Source organism: Paenibacillus sp. HWE-109 (assembly GCF_022163125.1).
In the GTDB taxonomy this organism is placed as follows: Bacteria; Bacillota; Bacilli; order Paenibacillales; family NBRC-103111; genus Paenibacillus_E.
This window is the reverse complement of sequence record NZ_CP091881.1, coordinates 2875283-2891299: the sequence shown is the minus strand read 5'-3', so window position 1 is coordinate 2891299 and position 16017 is coordinate 2875283. Positions and strand designations below refer to the sequence as shown.

10 protein-coding genes and 1 riboswitch are annotated in these 16017 nt (G+C 45.3%); of the genes, 3 read left to right on the top strand and 7 right to left on the bottom strand.

Going from position 1 to position 16017, the window contains the following annotated elements:
• The first annotated feature begins 175 nt into the window (after positions 1-175).
• Entirely contained in the window at positions 176-1555 is a 1380-nt protein-coding gene (locus LOZ80_RS11705) for an MATE family efflux transporter (RefSeq protein WP_238171603.1), read from the top strand.
• A gap of 327 nt (positions 1556-1882) precedes the next feature.
• Here LOZ80_RS11705 and LOZ80_RS11700 read toward each other — a convergent pair whose 3' ends face one another.
• Positions 1883-2395 carry a hypothetical protein gene (locus LOZ80_RS11700; RefSeq protein ID WP_238171602.1) on the bottom strand — a complete coding sequence of 171 codons (513 nt, stop codon included), beginning with the start codon at positions 2393-2395 and terminating at the stop codon, positions 1883-1885.
• 980 nt (positions 2396-3375) lie between these two features.
• On the opposite strand from LOZ80_RS11700, the gene LOZ80_RS11695 reads away from it, so the two are divergent.
• A complete protein-coding gene (locus tag LOZ80_RS11695; protein ID WP_238171601.1) occupies positions 3376-4794 on the top strand; it encodes an SMI1/KNR4 family protein in 1419 nt (472 codons plus the stop codon).
• Positions 4795-5057: 263 nt separating this feature from the next.
• Here the strand turns inward: LOZ80_RS11695 and map are convergent, their stop codons facing one another.
• The 3 genes from map to LOZ80_RS11680 form a co-directional block, all read right to left on the bottom strand.
• Positions 5058-5804: a type I methionyl aminopeptidase gene (gene map / locus LOZ80_RS11690; RefSeq protein ID WP_238171600.1), complete on the bottom strand. Its 747-nt coding sequence runs from the start codon at positions 5802-5804 to the stop codon at positions 5058-5060.
• A 5-nt stretch (positions 5805-5809) separates the two neighbouring features.
• The gene (locus LOZ80_RS11685; RefSeq protein ID WP_238171599.1) at positions 5810-6412 is read right to left on the bottom strand and encodes a TetR/AcrR family transcriptional regulator; all 603 of its coding nucleotides are present in this window, start codon (positions 6410-6412) and stop codon (positions 5810-5812) included.
• Between the two features lie 97 nt (positions 6413-6509).
• Complete coding sequence (locus LOZ80_RS11680; protein WP_238171598.1) at positions 6510-7676, bottom strand: phosphoribosylaminoimidazolecarboxamide formyltransferase; 1167 nt, start codon at positions 7674-7676, stop codon at positions 6510-6512.
• Between the two features lie 50 nt (positions 7677-7726).
• A riboswitch (ZMP/ZTP riboswitch) is annotated at positions 7727-7806 on the bottom strand.
• A gap of 217 nt (positions 7807-8023) precedes the next feature.
• Here LOZ80_RS11680 and LOZ80_RS11675 point away from each other — a divergent pair.
• A complete protein-coding gene (locus LOZ80_RS11675) occupies positions 8024-8686 on the top strand; it encodes a class I SAM-dependent methyltransferase (protein ID WP_238171597.1) in 663 nt (220 codons plus the stop codon).
• Between the two features lie 84 nt (positions 8687-8770).
• Here the strand turns inward: LOZ80_RS11675 and LOZ80_RS11670 are convergent, their stop codons facing one another.
• The 3 genes from LOZ80_RS11670 to LOZ80_RS11660 form a co-directional block, all read right to left on the bottom strand.
• A complete protein-coding gene (locus tag LOZ80_RS11670; RefSeq protein ID WP_238171596.1) occupies positions 8771-9664 on the bottom strand; it encodes a DMT family transporter in 894 nt (297 codons plus the stop codon).
• Positions 9665-9719: 55 nt separating this feature from the next.
• Positions 9720-11258, bottom strand: coding sequence for an extracellular solute-binding protein (locus tag LOZ80_RS11665; protein ID WP_238171595.1), 1539 nt, complete (start codon positions 11256-11258; stop codon positions 9720-9722).
• A gap of 215 nt (positions 11259-11473) precedes the next feature.
• Positions 11474-15940 (bottom strand): heparinase II/III domain-containing protein, encoded by a 4467-nt coding sequence (locus LOZ80_RS11660; protein WP_238171594.1) that lies wholly within the window; start codon positions 15938-15940, stop codon positions 11474-11476.
• Between the last annotated feature and the right edge of the window lie 77 nt (positions 15941-16017).

The following is a 16017-nucleotide window of genomic DNA, read 5'->3' as shown; positions in this document are numbered from 1 at the left end:
GCCCTTTAACTAACAGTGTAAGTTTATTCTTTACAGGTTCATAGATTCATGATAACATCTAACACTGTAAGGTTCAAACTAACACTGTAAGATACTCATACCGAAGGGATTCCTCTTTTCACGCGAATACTAAGTAAATGAAAGTCCAAAATAACTAAAGAAAGAAGTGATCTTCATGGAAACAGAAAACCTCCATTACTTTGAAAAAGCACCAGTTGCAAAAGCCGTAGCTCATTTCGCTGTACCAATGATTCTAGGCACGTCAATGAGTGTCATATATGCCATTTTGAATGCCTATTTCCTAGGTACGCTGGGTAGTACGGCCATGTTAACCGCACTCGCACTAACCTTGCCGTTATTCGCGGTGATTATGGCGCTAGGCAACTTGATTGGCATGGGTAGCGGTACATTCATCTCCCGTTTGTTGGGAGAGAAAAAATATGATGATGTAAAGCATGTGTCTTCATTTGCCTTTTACAGCAGTTTAACTCTCGGTCTTATCGTGATGGCCGTCGGTCTCCCTTTGATCGATCTAATCGTTCATGGTCTGGGGGCAACGCCTGAATCTTTCGGATTCACGAAGGACTATGTCACGATTATGCTGATTGGTTCGCCAATTGTCGTATTATTCTTTACACTGGAGAATATCGTACGCTCGGAGGGTGCAGCAGTCACGTCGATGATCGGTATGATTTTAAGTGTAATCGTGAATATTATTCTCGATGCTTTAGTGATCTTCGTGTTCCATTGGGACGTAATCGGCGTTGCTTCTGCTACGGTTATCTCTAACTTGGTTGCGAGTGTATTCTTCGTCTTCCATATGGGATATAAGAGCCAATTCTTAACCGTCTCCATGAAATGGTTCAAGGCAACCAAGGACATTCTGAGCAATGTATTCAAAATCGGAGTTCCGGTCTTTATTATGAGCATCTTTTTGGGTGCAATGTCGCTTATCTTTAACCATTTTCTTGTCGAATATGGGGATCAGGCCGTAGCTGCGTACGGAGTATCATCACGTTTATTGCAATTTCCCGAATTTATTCTGATGGGCTTATGCGAGGGAGTCGTGCCGCTCATTGCCTTTTCTTTTACGGCGAATAAATTACGCATGAAGCATACCATTGGATTTACGATCAAAGCGATTGTGGCGTTAGCAGTCGTATTCGGCGTCATCGTCTACCTAATTTCCGACCACTTAATTGGTTTATTTACGAATGACCCGCAATTAATCGAAACGGGCAGCTACATTCTGCATGTGACGTTCTTATCCTTGTTCATTACAGGAATGACCACGTTGTTTACGGGGATCTTCCAAGCTACAGCGCAAGGAACCGCTGCTTTTATTATGTCAATTATTCAAGGAATTACTCTGATTCCTGTGCTCTATATCGCCAATCGAATGAACGGATTCCACGGGGTGGTTTGGTCGCTCGTCATTGCGGATACCGTCGCATTCCTTGTTGGTGCCATCATGCTGTATGTTCTACGGAACAAGTTGCAGCCGGATTTGGATAATTTAGAGCGCTTGAACCTTGAGGTAAATCAAGCCCCCTAACGAACTCAAAACCCTTTATTCGGCCCAAATCGATCATTCTGAAAATCTAATGAACTCCAAATGCTTTATTTCAAGCAAATGAATACCATTCGGCCAATAAAGTGACGGGTAGCGCCAACTCCGTTCATTAAATCTCCAAAGCAGCCTTTTTTCGCTCAATAAGCATTATACAGTTCATTAGATGCTCTTTGAGGCTGAAAACCGCCGTAGCAAAGAAAGCTGCAGCAGACATCAATATATAAGAGGTAAGCTTCGCTCATCCCAAAGCTCATAAATATACAAATTCTGGCGTTGAAAAAAGCCGCATTTCTGCGGCTTCCTCAATCCTCAAATCGAAAAATTTTTCATCAATGGCATGATAAAAGAAATGACTCCCATCCCCAGCTTAAAAAAGCTGCCCATGTTGCCCAAAAACCCCCCAGCACCAGCAGTGCCTTTGGCAGCACCAACTTTACCGAGACCACCCATTAATCCGCTTGAGCCTCCGCCCAAAAGTCCCCCGAGCCCTCCGCCACCAAGAAGCCCAAGCATGCCTCCTAATCCCCCGCCGCCTCCGCCAAGTAAGCCGCCCAAACCTCCTAAATTGGATATTTGCGCTTTGGCGTTGGCTTTATTTCGGGAGAACCTCCGACTTCCCTTGAAGCCTTGAAGAATGACTTTGTCACCTTGGATTTGGTTTAGAACTCCGTAATACAGAGAACCGTTCTTAAGCACTACACATACCGGTGTTCCTAAGTTCTCTTTAACATGTCTGGCGATAGAGGGTGATGGTGCAGGAATGGCTTTTTGACCGATATTTACGTGTCTTTGCTTTTTTTTACGCTGCTGTAAAGTTCTCATTCCCAGCTCACTCATCCTTTTAAATGAAATGAAATAATCTTTCTTGACATCTTATGTTGATTGATCATGTTTGGACTATGCACAGATGTCTTTTTACTTGTCAATTCATCCCCCTACCCTGCCGTGTAAAACTGAATGAATATCTCTTGTGAACCTCTCCGACATCCGGGTCCAGATCGATGAATCGACGCATGGCTTTCATTATTATCAGAAACTAATTGCCGGGCATCTGAATGCCGCTCCAGCTGCATTAATTTGAATTAATAGTCTTTTCACCACAATAAATGCTTGCTGCCTTGTTAAGTTAGCACTTGGACAGAATTGATTATCGTTCATACTGCCCATTATTGTTGCTTGATTTAACTTATCCTTAGTTGCTGATACGTAAGCTACGGCTTCTTTTGCCCAGTTCGCTATTTTTGAGCTATTTGTGAATTCTGCAGTTTTATCACTTTATTGTAACTTTAACCGGTTGGCACAACAGGCCAATGGGTTTATCACCGGCTGTCTACTAGAACAGTTTCTTCTTAGCGCAAAACCTAGTAAGGGAACTAGAGGACGCTATTTAGGCAAAAAGCAGGGATGCGGGGGTCATAGCGGAACTACAGGGTCTTATTTCAACGAAATCAGCTAATTTTCCCAGCAAACAGCAAAATAGCGCCCTATAGTTCCCTCCACCTCCCGATAATTACACTTTTGGCTAAAATAGCGCCCTGTAGTTCCCCTCCCCCCGATAATGCCACATTTCGCTAGAATCGCGCCCTGCAGTTCCCTCCCTTTCCGCGCGAGACAGCTGGAGTATCACTGCGTTAATTAATAAGAATTTGGCTCCTTGAATGGACAGCAGTTGGATGTCTTTACAATAATGTTCTGCAGACCGAGGCAGACTTCATAATGCCGGTAAACAATTCCATTCATTGCCTTCTCTCTGGTAAAATAGAGAAAATCATATTTTCACACTTGGGAGGCAGACGGCAACGATGGAACAAGAGCTAAGCGCACAGATCATGCAGTGGCATGAGGAGGAAGAACACCAGCAAATCGTAGACACTCTGATGAAGATTCCCTCAGTGGTTAGGGATTACGACATGATCAGCAGCATGGGTCGGGCTTATAACAATCTGAGTTTGTATGACAAAGCACTGGAACAATTTGCTCTCATTGCTGAGCAGGGAAAAAATGATCCATTGTGGTATTTTCGCGTAGGCTATTCCTATTATTATATGAAGCGGTATGAGGATGCGGCAGGTGTGCTAAGCACCGCGCTGGAGCTGGATCCTGGCGATCAGCATTCAGCCAGATTGCTAGATTGGAGCCAAAGCAAATGGAAAAAACAGCAAAATGCTGAATCCCGGTACAGACTTAGCCAACAACAGAAAGACCAGGGAGCGATCCCTTTTGAAGGTATGGATCTCGACAGTTTCTGGGAAGACAGTAACTATGCCAGAGAACAATATGTCTCTGATCCGCCTACGGATGAGCTGATTTCTTCTATAGAAGAAGAACTCGGCTATAAGCTGCCGGCAGCCTATATCGCTCTGATGAAGCATCAGAACGGGGGCATTCCCCAACATACATCCTTCCCGACAGATGAAGCTACCTCTTGGGCTGAGGATCATATTGCAATAACGGGAATTATGGGGATCGGCCGCGACAAAAGCTACTCGATTTGCGGTGATCTCGGCAGTCCGTTCATGATTGAAGAGTGGGGTTATCCGGATATCGGCGTAGTCATCTGTGACTGCCCTTCGGCAGGGCACGATGTCGTGATGCTGGATTACCGTCACTGTGGGAAGGACGGCGAACCTTCAGTCATTCACGTCGATCAGGAAGATGATTACGAGATAACATTCTTGGCGCCGGACTTCGAGACGTTCATCCGCGGTCTGGTGAGTGATGAGGAATATGACACTTCTGAAGAAGATAAAGAGAACGATCTGCGCAAAGTGGCTGTAGGAAAATTCTCTCCCCTGCTCACGGAACTCTGCGGTCATGCCTCTGAGGTGGACGGGCTGGCGTCCAAAATACGCAGCGTCTGTACCCGGATCGTCCAGGAGAAAGGCCATTTCTCATTTCATGCGGATGAACGGTCTCATCTCATGTACGATGTGCAGTTCTGGCTTTACACCAACGCATTCCCGACTACCAGCCGTCAGCAGTATTTGGATACCTATGATCAAATGATCGCTTTCGGCGGCGAATTCGGCCAAGGAGGGTACGCTCCCGGCTTCATCAGCGATTGGCTGGATGGGCGGATCGGGGAAGGCCTTATCGTTCAGGAGAATGGAGTTCTCCGTTTCACGGACGAGGCACGCAGTGCGGTGATAGCAAAGCTTTCAGCGGAAGCGGAAGCTGCACAGGCATTGGCAGCTGCAGAAGAAACGAAGGATATGTCTTGAGGTACTTATTCACAATCTGTTCTCTCACGCAGAGTTGGACTGAGCTAAAGCTATATGTTAAACAAAGAGCGGGCTTCAGCTCCCCGCTCCTTCGTATTGACTCAATCCTTTTCTAAATATGTCGAACAAGTAGGCCGCCGGTCGTAATCGGAAATTTGGCGAATTCGGCCAAGCTGCTGACCATCATCGGCAATGAATTATTAGGGGCATGTGTCCCGCCTTATCCCAAGTCCACTCATATCGTTAGTTGTAAGAAGATTTTATTACTGTGCGGTCAAAATAATCGGGCCATCCGCAGTAATGGCAATTGTATGCTCGTACTGTGCGGAAAGCGAGCCGTCAGCGGTTCTGGCTGTCCATCCGTCGGCATCAATCGTCATTAACGCTTTTCCGGCATTTAGCATCGGCTCGATCGTAAGAACCATCCCTTCCTTCAAGCGGAACCCTTTGCCCGGATTCCCGACATGGGTATAATTAGGTTCCTCGTGCATCTCCCTTCCTACACCATGACCGAGAAGATCGAGCACCACCGAGAATCCGTTTCGCTCGGCATGGGTTTGAACCGCGTGCATCACATCGCCGATCCGGTTACCGACGACAGCTTTGTCGATACCAAGATATAAGGATTCCTTCGTTACCTGCATCAGCTTACGCGCTTCTTCCGACACCTCGCCAACTGCATAACACCAAGCTGAATCGCCGATCCAGCCATCAGCTTCCGCGACAATGTCAATTGTGACGATATCGCCTTCCTTGAGCGGCTTCCGGTTCGGAAAACCATGGGCAATGACGTCATTGACAGACGCACATGTCGCAAATGGATAGCCGTTGTAGCCTATCGTATAAGCCTTGGCGCCATTATCCTTCAGGAACCGCACCGCGAACGACTCGATATCGAGCGTCGTGACACCCGGACGAATCATACCTGCGATTGTTTGATGAAAAGCAGCGACAATTCCGCCGGCTTTTCTCATTTCTTCAATTTCTGCTCTCGATTTCAGGATGATCATTCCATTCATCTCTCCTTTGATTGTATGCCCAAAAAAATCATGTCGACGAACCCTTCCACATCCATCTCGTTCCGCATATTGTGGTGGATGTTCAATGCTGCGCAGCCAACGAGCGAGCCAAATATCAAATTAGCTGTTTTCTCTGGTGATTTGGAACCGATCCCTTCACGAATCATGTCCACAAACGGCAAATAGATTCGTTCCTGAAAATCGGTAAACAGCTTAATGAACCGGTTTCCCGGGAAGTGATGGAAATTATCTGCAACCGTTTTTAACAAAATAAAGACGGAAGGATCCTTGATACACTCCCGCAGAAGCAACCTGGAGAACGACTCCGCTTTAAGCAAACTGTCACTGTCCCCCGTCAAAGCGGGCTTCACTGCCGACTCCGTTCGATTCAGGGCATCCCACAGTAAATCTTCCAACAGCATGTGCTTATTTTTGTAGTAATGATACACAGTTCCGTAGCCGAGCTCTGCCTTTACCGCAACATCGCGTATTTCCAATTGAATGCCTTTTTCCAAATATACTTCCGCAGCCGCTTGCATAATTTGGTCCATCCGCATCTCCCGGATCGCGTCATTTTGTTCTTTGGTACGTGGTGACATGGCTCCTCCTTTTTTAGACCTGCTGTAATGTCAATTTAAAACAATATACATCATTTAGCTGTAAGGATCAAGTACTTCAACTTTAATTAGTGACAAATTAATGATGAAATGAACGGATATTCGAATAGGCCATTACAATTCCATATTCGTTTGCAGCTTCAATAACTTGCTCATCACGCAACGAATTACCGCTTTGGACCAGGTACCTCACTCCACTCTGAACAGCCCGGTCAATATTATCACGGAAAGGCAGAAAAGCGTCAGAAGTATATGAAACTTCTTTTAAGCCTGTTAACCAATTTTGTTTCTCTGCCTTCGCAAGTCGTTCAGGTACCCTATTAAAATATTGTTTCCATTGCTTTTCTTCGGCAGGTGTAAAGTCCTCATTCGTCCAACCATCAATGGCATTATTTACTTCAGTACGGGATATTCCGGCACGGAAAACCATTTGTTGTGCGATTGGATGTTGTCTTAACCACCAATTATCAGCTTTTTCAGCTGCAAGTCGCGTACAATGAATTCGTGATTGTTGCCCTGCACCAATTCCAATGGTTTGTCCGTCAAGCGCAAAACAAACAGAGTTTGATTGTGTGTATTTGAGGGTGATCATTGCAACGAGAAGATCCCTTTTAGAGTTATCAGGAATTATTCGCTGCTTGGTTACAATGTTATTGAAGATTTCTACCGATATCGCTGCATCATTTCTTTCTTGTTCCATTGTAATACCGTAGACTGATCTTTGTTCGATTGGATTGGGTACATAATCAGGATCGATCTCTAAAATGAGATAATTTCCGTTCTTTTTCTTTTTTAAAAGTATCAGAGCATCCTCGTCATATCCTGGTGCAACAATGATATCGGAGACCTCTTTTTTGAGTAAATTCGCTACTGTTACATCAACTTTATCACTAAAAGCCGCACAATCACCAAACGAAGACATCCGATCCGCCCCTCTGGCTCTTGCGTAAGCGCTGGCCAATGGGGATAGCTCTAAGCCTTCAACAAAATAAGATTTAACAAGCGAGTCACACAACGGAGAATATACAGCTGCACCAGCTGGGCTTACATGCTTAAAGGATGCTGCTGCCGGTAGACCGATACTTTGTCTAAGTTCTCGAACTAGTTGGAAAGCGTTTAATGCATCTAAAAAGTTAATGTAACTTGCCTCGCCATTTAAGATCTTTATAGGTAGTTTTTCTCCAGAATAAATCTTTGCCTTCTTTTGATGTGGATTCATTCCATACCGCAGATTAATATCTTCCATTCAAAAAACCCCTCTCAGAAAATAAAAAAAGTATTCAGACTTTAGTCCAAATACTTTGCCCAGGCGTACGGCTGCTATTCTGCGTGCTCCCTCATGGTTCACCATGTTCGCGCCAGTAACACACAGATTAATTCTTAAGACAATTTTACACAATGGAGTCATTATTTACAATGCATATGGATGCTCATGTTGTTCCAATTCTCTTGGTTATTCAATTAAGACGACTCCGTCTGAAGACGGAGCTGCATTTCATCCGTCGGATGGTTCAGGCACGCTAATCCATCCCATATAATGAAATCGATAAGATGCAAAAGGAATCGATTTCACTATAAAGGAGATATATGTATATGATGAAAAACAAACGAAAAAATAAAGATGTCGGAATTTATGGCTTAACTGCAAAGTGGTACGATAAGAATTCTCGCAAAAGTCGAATGACTCAAATGCAAGATTACGCGAATGAAGTTGCAGCTTTAGTCGGCACAAATGCACATATTTTGGAAGTTGCGCCTGGGCCGGGTTATTTGTCGATTGAACTCGCCAAGAAAGGGTTTAACGTTACAGGAGTCGAGATAAGCGCAGACTTTGTGAAAATAGAAAAAAATAATGCAAAAGAAGCAAATGTCTCCGTTGATTTTAAGGAAGGTAACGCATCTAATCTACCATCCGAAGATAACTTTTTTGATTTTATTGTTTGCAGTGCTGCATTCAAGAACTTTAAGGATCCGTCAAAGGCGCTGTGTGAAATGCATCGAGTGCTGAAAGAAGGTGGAACATCCCTAATCATCGACATGAATCATGAGGCAACCTCTGAAGATATTAACAATGAGATTAAACAGACAGGAATGAAAGGATTTGACAAGCATTTTGTGAAATTCGCATTTAAAACTTTCCTAAAACAAGGTGCGTACACAATAAAAGATTTTGAATCACTTTTAAACGAAACACCATTTAAGAACTACCATATCAAAAAAGAGGGCATTAGTTTATTTGTCTATCTTTATAAATAGACCGGGAAAGAAGGATCCTTTTGGGGCGTCGACGATGATTCAACAGCTCCCATTAACTGCAAAGCGCAGTTTTTTTCTTGTCACTCATGCACCTACTGATGTCTCTGCTCGCACCTTTTTCATCGAGGCCGTTATGGTAGCAAGAACCAGCAGAAATCCGCAAATGATGATGCCTGTTGAAGGGACGTTGCCAAGCAGGATGTAATCAAAAACAGCTGTTATAACAGGCTCCAAACAAAACACAATCGCTACAACAACCGATGACAGTTTTCTCTGTCCAATCGATTGCAATAGGTTGGAAAATATAGAAACAATGACGATCATAAACGCAATTGCTGCAATTGTATGGACATCTCTAGGTATTATTTGTGCAGAGAACCATTCAGAATGAAACAGTCCGTAATACACGGCAACCAAACCAAAATAGAATGCCGAACCCGCTACGGTAAGAAAAGAAACCTGAATGACCGAAGTTTGTTCCTTTTGCAATAACTGATTCATAATTACAATTGTATAGGCATACCCAATCATACCTATGAGGCCCAGTACGTCTCCGATCTGAAGAGTCAGCTTGTATGGCTCAAGCAAAAAAGTTATCGCTATCAAGGATATGCCTATTGCCATTTTCTCATTCAGACTAATCTGCGTCTTATAGTGTATATATTGCAATAAGGGAACAACGCCAACGATCAGGCTATTAATCATGACGATCCTCGTCGGAGTCGTATATTGTATCGCATATATGGAAAAAAAGCTGAGTACGAAGTTGGCCAGCCCTAGTTTGAACAAGCCTGCTACCCACAATTTCGCCTTAATTCTCCTGATCGATTTGTAGAAAATAATGACGTAGATCGCACTCACAAGCACATACCGCCATAATTGAAACAAATCCTTCGGATACTGAGCCGTTCCATCTTTCATGAATATATAAGACAAACCCCATATGAGTACCGCTAAAATTAATGAAAAATATGCCACTGCAGCCACTCCTAGCGATATAAGCAAATCATGCTTACTTCTGTTCTTTCATCCCTTATTTACTTGCATTCGCTTTTTGTCGGTCCAATGCGGTCTGATACGTAGTGAGAAGTTTCTTCAAGTCGTATTTATCCAGATCCTGGGTGAATTTATCCCACTCGCTCATCGGTGTATCACCCAAAATAAATTTACTTATTGATGTTGTGTAAAATTTGTACAATTGATCATTAGAAACAGTGACCGAAGCCGCTTCTTCCAGTGTCAGAACAGGCAGTCTGTTGTATGTAGGGAATCGATATTTAGGAGCTTCCTGATAGGAGAATTGCTCACTTTCTTTGACAAGGGACAGCCATGCATGAAAGTCAAACCATCCATACGTACCCGCTGTTTGAATACCTGATTCCCGGCGTAAATCGTTGGCTTCTTTGTACACGTCCTTGAACTTGCGCTTACCCCCTTGGGTGGTATAGGTTTCACCTTCCTTGCCCCAACTTTGGATTTCCTTGCCTTTCTCTGAATAGATGTAATCCAGATAACGAAGGGAAGCATCCAGCTTCTGGGTCTTAGAAGCAACCGCAAATCCATATTCCTCGGTGCCGCCTTTTGGGAGATACGGCTGCGTACCGATACCAATGGGTGGTGCCATAAACTTCAAATTGCCTTCTTTCAACTGACTGTTCATAATTTCGATCTGTCCGATAAATTGAACGGTGATGAATGATTTATTCGTTGTCATGAATTGTGTCCATGCTTTATAGTCCATCGTGAGCCAGTCAGGCGGAATTAACTTTTCTTTATTGAATTTATTTAAATTCTCAATCATCGTTTTGGCTGCTGGCTGTTTCATGCCGTAGTCCATTTTCTTTGTATTTGGATCCTGATATAAGCCGGGGTAGAATCCAAAGGCTGGACCGAACGTGTCCAATGTGCCAACCCCATGGCGGAAGACGAACGGATAGCTATCCGGATACAGCCCTTTCAGTTTCTTCGATGTTTCGTAAAGCTCATCCCACGTCTTCGGCACCTGCAGATTGTGTTTTTTGAAAATATCTTCACGGTAAAACCACACCATTTGACTGCCCGCACCCGCTCCGTCATTAATGATGCTGTAAATTTCTCCGTTCGGCATCGTAATCCGCTCGCGGATTTCCGGGTTCGCCTTTAAGTAGGCTTTCACATTAGGCATTTTATCCAGATGTTTAGATAAATCCAAGAACGCCCCCTGCGGTCCGAACTTCTGTACTTCTCCCGGGAAGACGGACAATACATCTGGCATGTCTCCCGATGAAACGGAAAGCGACAGTGATTCAGGACCTGACGCCAATTCCTGCTTTACAGTAATATTCGTCTCTTCCTTCACCCACTTCCATACGCCCCAATCCGGTTTTGGCGGCCATGACGTCGAATTTTCCGTAAACAAACGAATCGTAGCCGGTTCCGGAAGCTTGGCTGTTGGGGAAGAATGTGAATCCGAACTTGGTTGATTATCTTTTGCTCCCGATTTCGTATCGGCATTGCTGCTGCATCCCGTGACAATCAGAATGGAAGATAAAATCATGGTGATGGCAAAACTGCTTTTTTTTACATGTTTCATTGGGTGCCCCCTTTCTGTATGCAAATCAATTAAATTATGTTTGACTCCATCATCATAAATAAAGGCGGCTGCTAGGTAAATAAATGAATGCCATGAAAACATCAACTTTATTCGATTACATGAAAAAAAGTTTAATTTCCTGAAAAATGTTTCCTATCCAATTATTCAGGCAAGGAGGACTGCTGATTCATCCTCCTTGCCTAGATGCCTTTAGATCAATCCGGCTGCGAAGGAGCTAACGATGTGGTCGTTACAGGTGCGGTCGTATCATCTTTTACCTCGACCAGACCGACCCAATCCAGATTCATCGGTCCCGCCACGTTCCATATTGTTAAATCCGTAGTCCCTTGTGCCAGGTATTGGCCGGTGCTGACTCGCAGTGCCTTCCAGTACTGGCTTTCGGTTCCCCAGTCATATGTTTTCAGAGCCTTCGTCGTAAAGATGCCGTCACCCAGTTTAATCAGACGCGTAGTCCCATAATTGTCCGGAAGACCCCAGCCGGCGACATATTTGAGAACGAGATCGTATCGGCCAGACTTTGGCACATTCAGCTTCCATGAGATGCTTTGTCCTGATAAATTCCAGTCGGCAACACCGGCTCCATTGGACAGAAACTTCCGTGTCGAATAAACTCCGACAGTACCACCACCGCTAGTTTCTTCAAAAAACTCCGCTTCTTTGAAAACGTCGAGTTCCTCTTTAACGGTATTAAAATCATCCAGCTGCAAGGATGGCGTTATCGAACCGGTGCCAGCTGTTTTTAACCGCAGCGTGCCTCCGTTCTGAAGCAGGAACACTTTGGGAAACGCATCCAGATACAAGATGGGCTTCGGCGAGCCGAATTTCTGGAACAGAAGTCCTGCAGGTGCCTCCAGCACCTCATAAAGACCAATCGGTACATTGGTCAATTGTCCCCATCCGACGATGCCTCCCATGTACGTTCCATATGTTTGCAACATTACTGTTGAAGCCACCCCGTCTACTTCGACGTTAAGTGTAAACGGCGGTTGCGTTCCGGGCTGCTGTACCGGATGCAGCTTGAAACGGTGCTCTCCGCGTTCGGCTGTAACCGTCAGCACATTGCCGGACTTGCTCCAATAGACCCCACGCGAACGAATCGCTTCAACAACGTTGCCGCCCTGCGGAATGGATTCCTCGTTCTCATTGACCAGCATATTGACACCTTGTGCATAAATCTGTGTTTGCACTTGTGTCGCACTCGAGATCGAAAGCTCATCGGTATTCAGGGTGATCGTTGCAGGCTTATCTGTCTGCAATAAAGTGACTCCATCCTTAATGAGCTTCGTGCCTCCTACAAGGAGAATGTTATCTCCTTTTACAGCAGCAGCAACCCCGTCGAATTGCATGTTTCCAGCTTGGACGAGCCCGCTGCTAGACAACCTGACGTAAACATCGGTTCCATCGGTGAAAGTAATCCTCTGATAGGTGCTATAGGTAGCCGAAGTAACTGTTCCTACCGGCTGTGAACCCAGCCGATAAGGCTCAAAGGTGGAAATTAGCGTTGAACTTTGTGCGATAGGGAACGTAAATTTGGCATGCTGCTGAAAGGGTTTGCTGGCATAGTCGCCTGTTGGCATGACCACCTTACCGCTTGCATCCAAATATTGATCCGTCACCGATGCATTTGCTACGGTCGGGTATAGAAAATCAGCTTTCAATGCCGCCTTGTTCTGCACGATGGTCGCGCCTTGCTGGTCGGCGTCGAGGGTCAGGCTTTTATTAGCGTGCAGCAAGAACTCGAATTGGGAGCCTCCCGGGTTTTTGGCTTTCAGATTATCGATGACAACGAACAGATTGGGCTTCACATAAATGATGCTCCGCTGAGCCTGATCAAGTCCCGGATTTGCCGGGTCTGTATTGTAGGCATTCGCGGCATCTCCGACCGTCGCGTCAAAAGCTTTGCTTGTCGCAAACCCAGTAATTCTCCCTGAAGCGTTCATATCCCAGATTTTCTGCCCCTTACTGCCGTCGTACGTAATCGCGTTATGTGCCAATGTCGTCCTTTGATAGCGCCTGTCGTGCTCACTGTTATAATAATCGTACTGTCCGGCGTCAATCGCCAGCGCTTCTCCGTAAGCATCGATCACGAAACTGTTCTGGTCCGCGTGATTGTGATTGTAACTGCCATATGAACTAGACTTGAAGTACAGCGAGATCCGCTCCGGATCATAGAGGCTGGAGTGCATCGCAACCCAATCGACGTCTTTGAGCCACTTGGCAGTCGGCAATTCCACAGGCGGGCGCTCTGGTAGATCCTTATCTCCGTATGGGTAGCTGTATAAATAGTACAAGTCTGTCAGATCGCGACCGGCATCTGTGGAATGAGCATACCATTGCATCACTGGATTCTGATAGATTTGCGCTTGCCGCAGTGAATTCGTTACAGTGCTTGCCGTGATGCCATACTTTGTATCGTCACCGAATACACCATGATTCTGGCCGTTAGGCAGAAAATAAAGTCCGAATGACGGCTCATTGCGTGTGAATGCCTTCTTGTACATATCAACGCCTGTTGCAGACAACAGAACGTCAGCAACCAGTTTGTCCGCGACATGAGAATACTGCCAGTAGCCCGTACCCGAAGCCCATCCGCCTTCATCATCTCCTACGGGAGGATAGACATTAATCCGGACCGGAGCAGCCAAACGGAACCAGTCCTTTGCTTTGACCGACACAGGTACGCCATTAATGGCCGTGCTGTCGTTTAGCAGCGCAGTAGAAATCGTGGTGACATACCCAGTAGCCGTCCACCCATGGGAGTTCCACGGATTTTTCAATAGTGAGGAGATTCCAAGAATGTCATCGACCATCGTTTGGGTGCGTGTGCTTATCATGGAAAGAACCTGGGTTTTCTCCGTTTCCGTTAGTAGCGGATATATCCAGTCATAAGTAACGGCTCCTGAGAGCGCAATCTCCCTAAACGCTTGATCAACTTGAAAGTAATTGGTGGACCCTTCCGGATCCCATTTCATGATATTCAATAGTCTCGTCTTGGCAAAGTTGCCGTACGTATTGTTCCCGGTAATTAAAAATACGAATGCTGCCGACGTCATAATATTGGTTTCTTGCAGCGTAGCGTTCCTTACGACACGTTGAGCAGCCACAAACTCGTCTTTGGTCTGGTCATAATTGCGCGGGAAGCCGAGCACAGGCTCACTCGGTAGCGGTGCGCTTAGATTGGCATTCACCACGGCCTTGTCATAGACGGGTTTTCCTACTCCTTCTTTAAGAGCGCGGAAAGTGTTTAAATTGCTTGTATTTGTTAGAATTCGCGGATGAGTCAGCGGGACCTGATTCAGCATCGTTTCCACATCAGGGACCATGAATGTCACCGCATTCGCCTCTAATCGAAATTGACGGCCTTCACTCCACACTGACCAACCTAACGTTTTATGGAAACGCACACGCCAATAGTAGGTATTCCCAGGTGTTAAAGGAGTAGGCAGATTATAAAAATTGGGTTTTATATCATTTTTACTGTAAACAATTTGGCCGAAGGAGTTATCCGTCGCAATCTGAAGTTCATAATTATCGGCATCTTGAATAAAAGGCCATGAGAAATCGGGTGCGTTCTGGGTTGTCACCAATTGATCCGCAGGACGGAAATGCATATAAGTTCCCGGAACTAAACCTGTGGGCCAGTCTTCCTTGTCTTTGAGCAACAGACTTACAGCATCGATATAGGCAAGCGTTGGAAATTCGGCCTCTCGCTCATAGATGAAAATCACCATATGATCGCTGTAAGCTTGCGGCGGGGTTACGTTTAAAGAGAGATTCTGCCAGCCGTTAGCTGCACTCCCCTCAGTATGTGCTAGCTGGTAGTTTCCGCTTGCGTCATAATACCGAACTTGCACGTAGATATTTCCTTGCAAGATATTCGCTTTCAGCTTAATCCCATAGATTTTGCCGGATTGAATCGGAATGTTCATTGTCTTCACGCCAACCTCCCGGTTTCCGCCGACGCCATCATCATGGAGTTTCAAGCTTTGGGTCCCTTCATAAACGGTAGAAGTATCCGGTGTGATATGCGAAGCTTGCGCAGGTACCGTCGGCAGCCAGCCAAACGGGAATCCGTTCTGAAGATTCTCAAAGCCGCCATTGTCAACAATATTCAGACTCTTTTCTACCATAGAAACGTCGTCGATGTATACCAGCGTCGGAGATTCGGAATCTCTCTCGTAGATAAAAACAACCATATGATCACTATACAATTCCGGAGGCGTTACGGTAAGAGATAGCTCCTGCCAACCGGATGCCGCATTCCGCTCCATATGATCCTGCATATAAGCTCCGCTTGCGTTATAATACCTCGCAAGAAGATGAATTTTACCTTGCTGAACGTTCGCATTCAACTTAATCGAATAGGCGTATCCATATCGAATCGGGACGCTCGCTGTTTTCACGCCGACTTCCCGGTTTCCGCCGACGCCATCATCATCAAGCTTCAAGCTCTTCGTTCCTTCATACACCGTAGAAGTAACCGAGGAAATATGCGATGCTTGCGCAGGCACTGTGGGTTGCCAGCCTGCAGGGAACCCATTCTGAATGTCCTCAAATCCGCCGTTTGTCAGCATCTCTTGGTTGGACGGCTCGGCTCCGAAGGCTATCTGATTTTCGAAATCGCTTGCAAATAAACTAATAAACAGGATCATAATTAGCATTAATGAAATTCTTCTTTTTACCGTAACACAGTCCAATAACATACACCTCTTTCATGATTAGATGCCCAATTTGAATG

Bases quoted from the DNA above. Each gene is read 5' to 3' on its own strand.
- LOZ80_RS11705 (WP_238171603.1), top strand. From the start codon at position 176: ATGGAAACAGAAAACCTCCATTACTTTGAAAAAGCACCAGTTGCAAAA.
- LOZ80_RS11700 (WP_238171602.1), bottom strand. From the start codon at position 2,395: ATGAGAACTTTACAGCAGCGTAAAAAAAAGCAAAGACACGTAAATATC.
- LOZ80_RS11695 (WP_238171601.1), top strand. From the start codon at position 3,376: ATGGAACAAGAGCTAAGCGCACAGATCATGCAGTGGCATGAGGAGGAA.
- map (WP_238171600.1), bottom strand. From the start codon at position 5,804: ATGATCATCCTGAAATCGAGAGCAGAAATTGAAGAAATGAGAAAAGCC.
- LOZ80_RS11685 (WP_238171599.1), bottom strand. From the start codon at position 6,412: ATGTCACCACGTACCAAAGAACAAAATGACGCGATCCGGGAGATGCGG.
- LOZ80_RS11680 (WP_238171598.1), bottom strand. From the start codon at position 7,676: ATGGAAGATATTAATCTGCGGTATGGAATGAATCCACATCAAAAGAAG.
- LOZ80_RS11675 (WP_238171597.1), top strand. From the start codon at position 8,024: ATGATGAAAAACAAACGAAAAAATAAAGATGTCGGAATTTATGGCTTA.
- LOZ80_RS11665 (WP_238171595.1), bottom strand. From the start codon at position 11,258: ATGAAACATGTAAAAAAAAGCAGTTTTGCCATCACCATGATTTTATCT.
- LOZ80_RS11660 (WP_238171594.1), bottom strand. From the start codon at position 15,940: ATGCTAATTATGATCCTGTTTATTAGTTTATTTGCAAGCGATTTCGAA.